At 55.9% G+C, this 13,318-nt stretch carries 8 protein-coding genes and 2 rRNA genes; all 10 read left to right on the top strand.

The window, feature by feature from the left end:
- A 23S ribosomal RNA gene (locus C3708_RS12200) occupies positions 1-238 on the top strand; the annotation flags it as partial.
- Between the two features lie 95 nt (positions 239-333).
- A 5S ribosomal RNA gene (gene rrf, locus C3708_RS12195) occupies positions 334-449 on the top strand.
- A 146-nt stretch (positions 450-595) separates the two neighbouring features.
- Complete coding sequence (gene murB / locus C3708_RS12190) at positions 596-1,624, top strand: UDP-N-acetylmuramate dehydrogenase (RefSeq protein ID WP_095283846.1); 1,029 nt, start codon at positions 596-598, stop codon at positions 1,622-1,624.
- Positions 1,621-2,583 (top strand): bifunctional biotin--[acetyl-CoA-carboxylase] ligase/biotin operon repressor BirA, encoded by a 963-nt coding sequence (birA, locus tag C3708_RS12185; protein ID WP_103947437.1) that lies wholly within the window; start codon positions 1,621-1,623, stop codon positions 2,581-2,583. Before murB ends, birA begins: the two co-directional genes overlap by 4 nt.
- A 530-nt stretch (positions 2,584-3,113) precedes the next feature.
- The gene (gene bcsO / locus C3708_RS12180; RefSeq protein ID WP_165790678.1) at positions 3,114-3,617 is read left to right on the top strand and encodes a cellulose biosynthesis protein BcsO; all 504 of its coding nucleotides are present in this window, start codon (positions 3,114-3,116) and stop codon (positions 3,615-3,617) included.
- Positions 3,608-4,411, top strand: coding sequence for a cellulose biosynthesis protein BcsQ (bcsQ, locus tag C3708_RS12175; RefSeq protein ID WP_103947435.1), 804 nt, complete (start codon positions 3,608-3,610; stop codon positions 4,409-4,411). The genes bcsO and bcsQ overlap by 10 nt, the downstream gene beginning before the upstream one ends.
- A gap of 18 nt (positions 4,412-4,429) precedes the next feature.
- On the top strand, positions 4,430-6,529 hold the full coding sequence (gene bcsA, locus C3708_RS12170) for a UDP-forming cellulose synthase catalytic subunit (RefSeq protein ID WP_103949439.1): 2,100 nt from the start codon (positions 4,430-4,432) through the stop codon (positions 6,527-6,529).
- A complete protein-coding gene (gene bcsB, locus C3708_RS12165; protein WP_103949438.1) occupies positions 6,526-8,811 on the top strand; it encodes a cellulose biosynthesis cyclic di-GMP-binding regulatory protein BcsB in 2,286 nt (761 codons plus the stop codon). The genes bcsA and bcsB overlap by 4 nt, the downstream gene beginning before the upstream one ends.
- Entirely contained in the window at positions 8,808-12,833 is a 4,026-nt protein-coding gene (locus C3708_RS12160) for a cellulose biosynthesis protein BcsC (protein ID WP_103949437.1), read from the top strand. The genes bcsB and C3708_RS12160 overlap by 4 nt, the downstream gene beginning before the upstream one ends.
- Entirely contained in the window at positions 12,833-13,312 is a 480-nt protein-coding gene (gene bcsD, locus C3708_RS12155) for a cellulose biosynthesis protein BcsD (protein WP_095283839.1), read from the top strand. Before C3708_RS12160 ends, bcsD begins: the two co-directional genes overlap by 1 nt.
- Positions 13,313-13,318: the final 6 nt, after the last annotated feature.

Below are 13,318 nucleotides of genomic sequence, written 5' to 3'. Positions count from 1 at the left end.
CGGAGTGGACGCATCACTGGTGTTCGGGTTGTCATGCCAATGGCATTGCCCGGTAGCTAAATGCGGAAAAGATAAGTGCTGAAAGCATCTAAGCACGAAACTTGCCCCGAGATGAGTTCTCCCTGACCCTTTAAGGGTCCTGAAGGAACGTTGAAGACTACGACGTTGATAGGCTGGGTGTGTAAGTGCAGCGATGCATTGAGCTAACCAGTACTAATGAACCGTGAGGCTTAACCTTACAACGCCGAAGATGTTTTGGCGAAGAGAGACATCAGTTTCAGCTTGATAACAGATTAATTGACCTGCAGCGATGCGGGTTGATAACAGAATTTGCCTGGCGGCTTTAGCGCGGTGGTCCCACCTGACCCCATGCCGAACTCAGAAGTGAAACGCCGTAGCGCCGATGGTAGTGTGGGGTCTCCCCATGTGAGAGTAGGGAACTGCCAGGCATCAATTAAGTGAAGAGGTCATCCGGAAGGATGGCCTTTTTGCGTTTTTGTCGAATACTAACGCCTCTTTACTACCCATCAAACTAATCACCAATCCCCTCATATATACGGTAAACTATCCCTGATTTTGCATCAGGATAGCATCTATGAATCACTCCCTTAAGCCCTGGAATACCTTTGGCATTCAACGTAATGCTGACAATATTGTGCGTGCTGAAAACGTTCAGCAACTGCTCGATGCGTGGAAGACCGCCACTGAAAATCATCAACCAGTCCTGATTCTTGGCGAGGGAAGTAACGTCCTCTTTCTGGATGATTTTACCGGCACGGTTATTGTTAACCGAATTTCGGGTATTGATGTCACCGAGACAAACGATAGCTGGCATTTGCACGTTGGTGCAGGTGAAAACTGGCACAATCTGGTGCAATTTACGTTAGATAACGGAATGGCTGGCCTGGAAAATTTGGCGCTCATTCCCGGTTGTGCAGGTTCATCCCCCATTCAAAATATCGGTGCTTATGGCATCGAACTGAAACATGTTTGCGAGTATGTCGATTGCATTGAGCTGGCAACGGGCAGAGCAAGCCGACTGACCGCGGAACAATGCCGTTTTGGCTACCGCGACAGCATCTTCAAACATGAATACCAGGATCGTTATGTCATTGTTTCTGTTGGCCTGCGTCTGGCAAAACAGTGGCAGCCCGTCTTAACTTACGGCGATTTAACGCGCCTTGATCCGCTGACTGTGACAGCTCGGGAAGTATTCGACGCCGTCTGTCACATGCGCATGACAAAACTGCCCGATCCAAAAGTGAATGGCAATGCCGGTAGTTTCTTCAAAAACCCGGTGATCAGCAGCGAAACGGCACAAACTTTACTCGCACAATGGCCAAATGCACCCCATTACCCACAGGCTGATGGCAGCGTAAAACTGGCCGCTGGCTGGCTGATCGATCAATGTCAGTTAAAAGGCACGGTCGAAGGTGGCGCGGCAGTGCATCGCCAACAGGCACTGGTGCTCATCAATGAGAATAATGCGACCAGCGACGATGTCGTACGTCTGGCGCATCACGTTCGTCAGTGCGTGGGCGACAAATTCAACGTCTGGCTTGAGCCAGAAGTCCGCTTTATCGGTCGTACAGGTGAAGTGAACGCCGTGGAGACGATTGCGTGAAAGATAACACTGTTCCATTAACGCTCATTGGCATTCTTGCTGATGGTGAATTTCACTCTGGCGAACAGCTGGGTGAGCGCCTCGGTATGAGTCGTGCAGCAATCAATAAGCACATTCAAACCCTGCGTGACTGGGGTGTCGATGTCTTCACCGTGCCGGGTAAAGGCTATAGCCTGCCGGAGCCTATCCAGTTACTGGATGAAGAGGTGATTTGTCGTCAGCTCAATCAGGGGAAAGTGACGGTCTTACCGGTTATCGATTCAACCAACCAGTATTTGCTTGACCGCATCAGCAGCCTCAACTCGGGTGACTGCTGCGTCGCTGAATATCAGCAGGCCGGTCGCGGGCGTCGCGGGCGTAAATGGTTCTCGCCCTTCGGCGCAAATCTTTATCTCTCGATGTTCTGGCGTCTTGAGCAAGGGCCGGCAGCGGCAATTGGCCTGAGCCTGGTGATCGGTATTGTCATGGCCGAAGTGCTGCATGATTTAGGCGCAGACAAAGTTCGCGTAAAATGGCCAAACGACCTCTACCTGAACGATCGCAAACTTGCAGGCATTTTAGTCGAACTGACCGGGAAAACCGGCGATGCGGCGCAAATCGTGATTGGCGCAGGTCTCAACATGGTGATGCGCCAGGTCCAGGCGGATATCGTCAACCAGGGCTGGATCACGCTGCAGGAAGCGGGGATCACCATTGACCGCAACACGCTTGCCGTGCGTTTGATTAAAGAACTGCGCGATGCGTTGACGCTCTTTGAGCAGGACGGGCTTGCACCTTTCCTCTCCCGCTGGGAAAAGCTGGATAACTTTATTCATCGTCCAGTTAAACTGATCATCGGAGACAAGGAAATCTTCGGGATTTCGCGTGGTATTGATGCACAAGGGGCGCTCCTGCTGGAACAGGATGGTGTCTTGAAGCCGTGGGTGGGTGGAGAAATCTCACTGAGAAGCGCAGAGTGACCCAAGGGAGCCAACGGCTCCTTTTTTTATCACCTGTCTTATCTACCCTCCCTAAAATGGTAGGGGTTAAAGAATATTAATCAGAATAAGGGCTTAACCTATTTTATAAAATAATAACGACGAAAATGTATTTCAAAATATTTCTCAGAGTAACTTTTTATTAAACTAAGAATCATCCTGGTTAGATTTATACTCTTATCATTTGTATTTTAACGATATAGAGAACTGCCAGTAAAGCCTTTGATGAACTTTAATGTCCGCAATTTTACTTAACTAAAGCTAAAAACACTTCAGTATTTTTATCTGTTGAAAACAGTTAGCATGTGTCGAGTAGATGGTTAAGCATATGCTGTAAATAAGCTATTCGGTAATAAAACCATAATTTAAACATGCCAAAAATAAGCGTGCGGTTAAAACCGTAACGTGACTGTACACCTACAACTGAATAAAACACGTCTGTTGATCGTAAATGGCCACTAAAATCAAACCGTGGTGTGTACATTATTTATTTGTAAATCATGAGTATAACTATGAATCATTATGATGATTTGCAGCGATTTAAGGATAAAACGCGCAATCAAGCGCTCGATTTCAAAGACTTCTCCGTTCAAAACCAGGCAAGCGATCAGGGAAGTTGGGCCATTCTCAACCAGCTTCTTCCTGAGATTGAAACGAATGCTTTCGCACAAGGGGGGCATGTATCGTTAGCGGCCCCGCAGCCTGTCAGCACCGATACATTCAACCTGACTCATGTCACGCCAGTATCAGAAAGCGTTACCCTCGATGCGACTCCAGCTTACGCGCCTTCAATTTTCCAGGGTGTCGCTGAGCAACTCGCTACCCCAGCAGAGATATCACCCGCGCCAGTCCCGGAACCCACTCCGGTTCGCGTCGTTACCCCGGCGCCTGCCCAGCCTCCGGTTGATGTCAATTTTTCGCGTCTTTTTGCCCCTGCGGCGACTACGCCACAACCTGCGGCTGAAAAAAATCAGCCATTGAATTCCCTGCTGGAAAGGATCGCCACATGCCGTTAATTTGCGTTTGCTCGCCGAAGGGCGGCGTGGGTAAAACGACCATGACCGCTAACCTGGCTTACGCGCTGGCGCGCTCAGGAAGCAAAGTACTCGCGCTGGATTTTGACGTGCAAAACGCATTGCGTCTGCATTTCGGCGTTCCGCTCTCTGATAGCCGCGGTTACGTTGCCAAAGCGGCTGAATCCTCCGACTGGAGTCAGTTTGTCCTTACGGCGGGCGGAAACCTGTTTGTACTGCCGTATGGTGATGCCAGCGAAGATCAGCGTATGGCATTTGATGACAAACTCACTCACGATGAGCACTTCCTCACGCGTGGGTTGAGTACGCTCCTGAACTACCCCGGCCTGATTATCGTCGCCGATTTTCCTCCTGGCCCGTCACCCGCGTTGAAAGCGATGTCGCGCCTGGCGGATCTGCATTTGATTACTCTGCTGGCCGATACCGCATCCCTCTCACTCCTGCCGCAAATTGAAAACCAGCGTCTGACAGGCGGGGTACTCAACCACAAAGCCGGACACTATTTCGTCCTCAACCAAAGTGACAACCGTCGTCAGATCAGCCGTGATGTCACCACCTTCGTCGAGAACAAACTCGGCGAAAAGCTACTGGGTGTTGTTCACCGCGACGAAAGCGTCGGAGAAGCCAACGCCTCTCAACAGTCCGTATTCGACTTTAGCCCGGCGTCAGCCGCTGCCTTCGACATTGAGCTTATCGCCAAAAAAGTCGCGGGCATTCTGGGCGTGAAAGTAGGTGATGGCACTGTTCATACCCTTCCGCGTAAGTCAGGGTTCTAAATTCACCCAGGGCGACCTATGAAAAAGTTTCTTTTTATTTTGCTGGCTCTTGTCATGATTCCAGTTGCGCTGCTCATCGTCATTACGCCGATGGACAGTCAGAAACAATATATCTTCGGCTTTATTAGCATTGGCCTGCTGTTTTTAATGGGCTTCAGCAAAAGACGCAGTATTTCAGTGATTATGGTGGTGATGTCATTATTGATGTCGACCCGCTATATGTATTTCCGTTTGACGCAAACCCTGCATTTTAATTCTGAGATTGAAACAATACTCGGAATGGGGTTATTTCTGGCGGAGGTCTACGTCTGGGTTCTGTTACTGCTGAATTACCTGCAAACCATCTGGCCGCTGAAGCGTGAGATTGTACCGCTACCGGATGACATGTCGCTCTGGCCGACGGTCGACGTATACATTCCGACCTATAACGAATCGCTCGACGTGGTGCGCGACACGGTGCTGGCCGCACAGTGTATCGATTACCCGCGCGACAAAATGAAAATCTACCTGCTCGACGACGGCAAACGTCGCGAATTCGCGGTGTTTGCGGCAGATGTCGGCGTGGGTTACATCACACGTAACGACAACTCCCATGCCAAAGCGGGCAACCTCAACCACGCGATGAAATTAACCCAGGGCGAGCTGATCACCGTCTTCGACTGTGACCACGTCGCTACGCGTATTTTCCTGCAGGCGACGGTCGGCGGGTTCTTGAAAGATCCCAAACTGGCGCTGGTGCAAACGCCGCACTATTTCTATTCGCCTGACCCGTTCGAACGTAACCTCTCCGTTGGGCGCAATATTCCGAATGAAGGGACGCTGTTCTACGGCCCGATTCAGCAGGGCAACGATAACTGGAACGCGACGTTCTTCTGCGGCTCCTGCGCGGTCATCCGCCGCAGTGCGCTGGAAGAAATTGGCGGCTTCGCCGTGGAAACGGTGACCGAAGATGCCCACACCGCGCTGAAGATGCAGCGTCTCGGCTGGAAATCTGCATTTCTGGATATTCCATTGGCGGCCGGTCTTGCCACCGAACGTCTGGTATTGCACGTGATTCAGCGTACCCGCTGGGCGCGTGGGATGACGCAAATTTTCCGTCTGGATAACCCGCTCTTTGGTCGTGGCCTGACGATTCAGCAGCGTCTGTGCTACCTCAGCGCCATGCTCTACTACCAGTTCGCTCTGCCGCGCATCGCCTTCCTGACCGCGCCGCTGGCCTATCTGCTGTTTAACCTCAACATCATCCACTCGTCGGCGGGCCTGGTCTTTGCCTATGCATTGCCGCACCTGTTCCTGGCGATTTACCTGAACTCGCGCATGAATGGCCGCTATCGCTACAGTTTCTGGGGCGAAATCTATGACTTAGTGCTGGCGTTCCACCTGGTGCTGCCAACCGTTGTCACGATGGTCTTCCCAAAACGCGGCAAGTTCAACGTGACGGACAAAGGCGCGCTGCTGAACGTCGGCTACTTCGATTTCCGCGTCGTGCGCCCGCATCTGGTGATCGCGATCCTGCTGGGCATCGGCGTTATCGCCGGTATCGTCCGCGCCTGCGCCCACGATTACTACGGCGTCGACCCGAGCGTTATTGCCCTGAACGTCGGCTGGGGACTTTATAGCCTGATCTTCCTGCTGGCGGCGATTGCCGTTGCCCGTGAAACGCGCCAGACGCGCAAAACCATCCGTATTGACGTCAAAATCCCAGTGCTGATCCACTACGCCAGCGGCATCTCTTCCCGCAGTCAGACCGCGGATCTGTCGATGGGCGGCTGCCGCGTTGAGCTGCCGGACGAGCGTCATTTGACGGACGACATCGAAGAAGTGGAGTTGCTCCTGCAATCGGGTGCAATCAGTATTCCGGTGAAAGTGGTCGCCACCGACGAACAATTTATCCGTCTGATGTTTGAAGATATTCCTTTGGCGCGCCGCCGCGAACTGGTGCGCGTGGTGCTGGCCCGTGCGGATGCGTGGATCCAGCCGCCGAAACCGCAGGACAACCCGTTCCGTTCGCTGCTGACCATCGTGCGCTGCGTGTTTGATCTCTTCTGGCTGACGTGGAAAACGCGCCGGGAAAACCGCCGCGCGCAGGCGCAGGTCCAGGAGGACGGCAACGCATGAAACAGCTGACGAAACTCACTTTGCTTGCTGCGTCGCTGTTTGCGCTGCCGCTGCACAGTGAAGAAACCACCGTGGAATCGCTGCTGCCGGTCGAGATGCCCGCGCCGACATCCGCCGTCGCGCTGCCGACGTTTGTCCCCTCGACGGTGAACAGCATTAGCATCGCGCAAATGGGCCAGCCGCAAGGCCTGGTACTGAGCGGCGGCCAGCTGCAGGGAGGAATGAACTTTACCCTTCCGGTCGATCAGGTCATCACCAACGCGCAGCTTTCGCTGAATCTCAAAGTCTCTCCTGCGATGGCGACACGCAACGCCACTATGCAACTGATGCTCAACGGACAGCCGCTGGGCACCGTCCCGCTGGGGGCCGCCGACAGCGATATTTCCCGCTTCCAGCTGGATATTCCGGCGGCGCTGCTGGTTTCAAGTAACAGCCTGAGCTTTAAGATAAACGACGGTGACGCGATGCAATGTCAGCGCGACCTGTCGGACAAATATCGCGTCACGGTCATGCCGGATTCACGTTTTGAGCTGGAAGGGCAGCAGCTTGATATCGGCTCTGACTTAAGCCATTTCCCGCGCCCGTTCTTCGACAGTATGCAGATGACCCCGGCGACCATCGCGTTCGCCTTTGGCCCAACGCTCAGCAGCGATGCGCTCGGTGCGGCGGCGTCCATCTCTTCCTGGCTCGGCATTCAGGCGGATTATCGCGGTGTCTCTTTTGCCGCGCTACACGATAGCCTGCCGGAGAAAAACGGCATTCTGATCGGCCATCCGGGCGACAAAATCGGCGGCCTGACGCTGCCGCAAGCTTCCCAGCCGACGCTGCAAGTGATCGATAACCCGGCGAATCCGGTTTACAAACTGCTGCTGGTTGTCGGTAACGATGAGGCCGCGCTGCGAACGGCGGCCTGGCGACTGACGCGCGGCAACTTTGCATTGCAAACCGCCAGTGTGTCGATCCCGGCGCAGACGATCCCGGCGAGCAAACCGTATGACGCTCCGCGCTGGATCCCAACCGATCGTCCGGTAAAACTTTCGGAGCTGATCCGCAAGGATCAAAGTCTGACCGTCACCGGGATCTGGCATGCGCCGCTGCGCGTGGCCTTCCGCGCCGCGCCGGATCTATTCCTGTGGGACGGCGAAACTATTCCGCTGCACATTGGCTATCGTTTCCCGACGGAAAGCTGGATTGATGAAAACCGCTCGTGGCTCAGCATGACCATGAACGACACCTTCCTGCACAACCTGCCGGTCAACAAACAGGGCGCGCTGGAAACGCTGTGGCACAAAGTGGGCGGCGACGCGCGGCAGGAGAAGTTTGATATGCCGCTGGAGCCGTACATGATTTACGGTGACAACCAGCTTTCGCTCTATTTCAACATCACGGCGAAAGAGAACGCGCCTTGCAGCGTATTGCTAAACAACAATATTAAGAGCCGTATCGACGAGGACTCGTGGATCGATCTGAGCCACACGCGCCACTTCTCGCTGTTGCCGAATCTTTCCTATTTTGTCGGTGCCTCTTTCCCATTCACTCGCCTTGCAGACTTCTCGCAAACGGTCCTGCTGTTGCCTGAAAAGCCGACGGAAACGCAAATCGCCACGCTGCTGGATATGGCGGCGCGTTCGGGGAATGCCACCGGCACTGCGTTGTACAACAACCGCGTGGTGCTTGGCGTGCCAACCGCTGGCGGCAATCTTGAGTTGCTGCGCACCCGTGATGTTCTGGCGGTGAGCGGCATGGCGCAGCACGACTTTAATCAGGCGCTGCTGAACGAATCGCCGTTTACTTCTCACGACAACACGCTGGGCGTGCGCACGCCGTCAACCTGGCAGAAGTTACAGCGTTGGCTTGCTGGCGACTGGACCTCCGACGGCGTTGAGGCCGACCGCTACTTCTCGTCCAATGAGGCGTGGCGCGGGTTTGTCAGCTTCCGTTCACCGTGGAGCAGCGATCGCCTGGTGGTAATGGCGCTCGGCAGCAATGACGACCAACTTTCGCGTTTGCATGATGATTTAACCTCCGCGCGTATCAACGCCGGGATTCGTGGCGATGCGGCGATCATCACCAATGAAAACGGTGTGCGCAGTTTCCGCGTTGGGACACAGTTCCCGAGCGGTGAAATGCCAACCCAAATGATGATTGTCTGGTATGCCAACCAGCACTCGGCGCTGCTGGCAATCCTGGGTCTGATCATGAGTTCGCTGACCGGTCTGGGCCTGTATGCCTGGCTGAAAAAGCGTGCGCGTAAGCGCCTGAATCCGGAGAGCGGAAAGTGAAAAAAATAATCCTAAAATCGGCGATCTGTCTTTCCGGCGTGCTGGCGTTTGGCGGTACGGCGCAGGCCGCGCAAAACGAGGCGGCGCTGAAAGCCCTGTTTGACCAGGCTAACTATTGGCACGAAAAATCTCATGACGATCTGGCGAGCGAGTCGCTGAAAAAAGTGTTAATGGTCGATGCCAACAACACTCAGGCGCTGTATCTGATGGCGCTGTGGGCGCAGCAAAACGGTGATTTGCAGGGTGCGGCGCAATGGCGTGCGCGACTGGCAAAAGTGTCGCCAAATGATGGCGGTCTTCAGGCGCTGGATAACGCCAAACAGATGACTCAGGTGCCGCAGGGTACGCTGACGCTGGCGCGTCAACAGGCGCGCAGCGGCAACATTCCCGCCGCGCTGGCAACCTGGAAAACGTTGTTCAACGGCGATACCCCGCCTGCGAGCCTCGCGCCGGAATACTATCAGACGATGGGGAGTGATAAGTCTCTCTACCCGCAGGCGTTAAGCGAGTTGCAGCGTTTTGCGGCACAAAACCCGCAGGACAACGCCGCACGTGTGGCGCTGGGTAAGATGCTCACCTGGCAGGAGAGTACGCGCCGCGACGGGATTATCCAGCTACAGCAAATGGCCAGCGGCAGCAAAGATGCGGACGCCGGTCTGCGACAGGCGCTGCTGTGGTTAGGCCCAAAAGCGGGCGACGAACAGTTCTACGATACCTGGCTGCAACGCCATCCGCAGGACAGCGAAGTTCAGGCCTATTACCGTAAAAATGTTGGCGGTGCGGCGAAAGGCGAAGGCTACACCGCCCTGAACAGTGGGAATACCGACGCGGCAAAGCGCCAGTTTGAGCAGGTGCTGCAAACCAACCCGCAGGATGCCGACGCGCTCGCCGGGATGGGGTATATCGCCCAGCGCAGCGGAGATTATCAGGCGGCGGCACAATATCTGGGACGAGCCGCCAGTCAGGGCGGTGACGCCTCCAGCGAACGCCAGCAGCAGTCCGATGACGCCGCGTTTTACGGTCAACTCGCGCAGGCGCAGCAGGCGCTGAAAGAGGGCAACGTTAGCCAGGCCCTGGCACTCTCGGCCCCGCTGGTGCAGCAGAGCGGCGAACGCGGCACGGCGGCGAAGCTGTTCCGCGCCGATGTTCTGCGCCATAACAAAGATTATCCACAGGCCGAACAGACCCTGCGCGAGCTGGTGAGCCAGCAGCCTAACAACGGTGCCGCGCGGGAAAACCTCTATTACGTCCTGAAAGAACAGAACAAAACTGAAGAAGCGCAGGCAATGCTGCGCACGCTCCCGGCCAGCTTGCAGGCGAAACTCCAGCCGCGCGTGGTGACCGGATTACCCGGCGATCCGATTCGCCGTCAGGCGCAACAGGCCGCTGCGAATGGCAATACCCAGCAGGCGATTGCGATTCTGCGCGAGGGGATTGCTCGTCTGCCGGACGATCCGTGGCTGCGTCTCGATCTGGCGCGTTTGCTGCAAAAATCCGGTGCTGAAGGTGAAGCGGCCTCGGTGATGCAGCCCGCCTCGCGTCAGGGAGCTGGCGCAAGCTCCCTGTATGCGGCGGCCCTGTTCGCCAGCGAAAGCGGAGCCTGGCAGCAGTCGCAGACTATTCTCTCGCGTATTTCGCCTGCCAGCCAGACGCCACAAATGCGCGAGCTGGCGCAGCGGGTGAATTACAACCTGCAAATGGCGACAGCGGAACGTTATCTGGCGCAGGGCAATTCAGTGGCTGCCGCCAATACCCTGAAAACACTGGCCTCGCGTCCACCAGAAAATCCGGCTGATGCGGGAAAACTGGCGAAAATGCTGGCGCAGAGCGGCGATATGACCGGTGCGGTGGCGGTGGTGCGCAGCAACATGCGTGAGGGCGTGCAGGGGAACGCGGGCGATTACGCCGATCAGGTTTCGGTGCTGAATCAGGCCGGGCTGAACGGTGAAGCGCAAAGTTTCCTCTCTAATCCGGAACTGTTATCGCGCAGTACGCCGACTCAGCTGGCGGGCGTGCGTAACGGGTATGTGATCAACGAAGCGGACCAGTTGCGCGAGCAGGGCAACTATGCGGCGGCCTATGACAAGCTAATCCGCGCTCTGCAAAGTGACCCGCAAAATACCGACCTGATGTTTGCGATGGCGCGTCTGTATCAGACCGGCAAAATGAACAAAGAGGCGGGCGTGGTCTATGACTACCTGATGACACGCGACACGCCGGACCAGGATGCACGCACCGGTGCTATCGACGTGGCGCTGGCTGAAGACAACGTGGCGAAAGCGAAACAGCTCGCTAACGGTCTGCAAACCAATAATTCTCCTGAGCGCCTGGTACTACTCGCGCGACTGGAAGAGGCTCAGGGTAACCATCAGCAGGCGATGACCTATCTGCGCAGCGCACGCGGCAAACTGCTGGGTCTGCAATCCACCAATAGCTCGGCCACACCGACGATGGGCGGCTTGTTGCTGGCGGATAACCCGTTCGTGAGTACCAGCCGCTCCACGCAGGCGGTCGGGGCGACTGGCGCGACGAACAACGCGCTGCCGTGGCAGCTGGCGCAGACGGCACGCGATCCAGGCTCAACGCTGCCGGGTACCACGCGTCCTGATTTGCCGCAGGAAACGGCGCAGAGCCGTACTTTGCGTCAGGTTGATGACATGATGCAGCAGATGAGCGAGCAGACCGGCATGTGGCTGCAGGGTGGTGTTGAAGTGCGCGGGCGCGATGGCGAATCGGGTACCAGCAAGCTGACCGAAGCCAAAGCGCCGCTCACCTGGTCCAGCTCGCCGTTTGGCGAATCGCGTTTCGAGTTTACTGCCACGCCGATTACCCTCAGTGCAGGCAGCGCAAGCGGGGACGCATGGCGTCGCTTTGGTTCTAACCCGCTGGCGAACGCCGCGTCGAATATGGTTTCAACAGCGACGAACGAACAAAAGGCCATTGCAGCGATGAACGCCACCGAGCGCGCGACCTATCTCGCCGCGCATCCGGGCGCGGCAGCGCTGGTGGATTTAGGCTCGCTGGACAGCAACGACTTTAACCTCACCAGTTCCGACGGCCAGTTGAATCTGGCAAAACTCGGCGCTTACGACAGCGGGCGGGTCGGGGAATATCTTGAAGCTTCAAACCTGAAGGCAAACGTGAATCAGCCGGGTGATGTCTCGACGGATTCGCAAAAAGCCAACGGCGTGGAGCTGAACATGGCCCTGAGCGGCAAAGATTACCGTCTCGATATCGGCAGTACGCCGCTCGGACAAGATCTCAGCACGCTGGTGGGCGGCGTGAAATGGTCGCCGAAATTGACCAATTACCTGTCACTGATCATGACCGGCGAGCGCCGCGCGGTGACAGACAGCCTGCTTTCCTACGTGGGTCTGGAAGACAAATACTCCGGCAAACGCTGGGGCCGCGTCACCAAAAACGGCGGCAGTTTGCAGCTGAGTTATGACGATGGCGATGCAGGTTTCTATGTGGGCGGCGGCGGTTACAGCTATCTCGGTGAGAATGTCGCGAGTAACACCAGTATTAATACCAATGCGGGCGTCTATCTCCGGCCGTATCACGACGATTTCCGCGAAGTGAAAACCGGTTTAAGCATGAGCTGGATGGACTTCTCGAAAAACCTCAGCCAGTTCACCTTTGGTCAGGGCGGCTACTTCAGCCCGCAGAACTACGTCAGCGTCTCGTTGCCAGTCGACTATTCGCAAAAAATCGATAACTGGAAGCTGAAACTGGGCGGCTCAGTGGGCTACCAGTCTTACAGCCAGGACAGCAGCGATTACTTCCCGACCAACGACAGCTGGCAGCAACTGCTGGAAGGCGCGGTCGAGAGCGGTTTCGCGAAAACAGCCACTTATAAAAGCACCTCTGAAAACGGCATTGGTTACACCGTGCGCGCCGGGGTGGACTACAACGTCAACAAAGACATGACTATCGGTGGCAAAGTCGGTTACGACACCTTTGGCAGCTACAACGAAAGTACGGCGGGACTCTATTTCCGCTACATGCTGGGAGATAAATAATGACAACGACGATGGAAAACCCCGCGCTGTTGAGCTGGTTTCGCGCCCAGCAAACGCCGGAAGGGTGGTTCGATCTGCTGGCGCTGATCGTGGATGGCATGGTGCGTAACGTGGGCGAGCTGGAGAGCCAGCCGTTCCTGCATCAAATGGGCGTGGCGCTGGCCGAGCAATTCCCGCTCCCGCCGTCGGAAACCGTGGGTGAACTGGAAGCGAACATCAACGCGCAGCTGGCGCGGTTTGGCTGGGGCTGCGTCGAACTCAATACCAGCGATACCGATTTGACGCTTCGCCATCAGGCGCTGCCTGTGAGCCGCAATGAGGGCCAGCAAAGCCGCTGGTGTCACGCCTTCTGTGCAATACTGGAAGGGCTCTACATCCGCTGGATGCAAGGGCAGGGCGGAAAAGCGCATGTGACGGTCAGTCGTGAGCGCATTTTTTCTATCTCGGACGTGCAGTTCCGTTACCACAACCCACAGTGAGTGAAT

The sequence above is a fragment of the Lelliottia sp. 7254-16 genome, assembly GCF_002922995.1.
In the GTDB taxonomy this organism is placed as follows: Bacteria; Pseudomonadota; Gammaproteobacteria; order Enterobacterales; family Enterobacteriaceae; genus Enterobacter; species Enterobacter jeotgali.
This window is presented reverse-complemented; position numbering and strand designations above follow the sequence as displayed.

Coding starts and splice junctions, on each gene's coding strand:
- bcsA (WP_103949439.1), top strand. CDS start 4,430: ATGAAAAAGTTTCTTTTTATTTTGCTGGCTCTTGTCATGATTCCAGTT.
- bcsB (WP_103949438.1), top strand. CDS start 6,526: ATGAAACAGCTGACGAAACTCACTTTGCTTGCTGCGTCGCTGTTTGCG.
- bcsO (WP_165790678.1), top strand. CDS start 3,114: ATGAATCATTATGATGATTTGCAGCGATTTAAGGATAAAACGCGCAAT.
- murB (WP_095283846.1), top strand. CDS start 596: ATGAATCACTCCCTTAAGCCCTGGAATACCTTTGGCATTCAACGTAAT.
- bcsQ (WP_103947435.1), top strand. CDS start 3,608: ATGCCGTTAATTTGCGTTTGCTCGCCGAAGGGCGGCGTGGGTAAAACG.
- bcsD (WP_095283839.1), top strand. CDS start 12,833: ATGACAACGACGATGGAAAACCCCGCGCTGTTGAGCTGGTTTCGCGCC.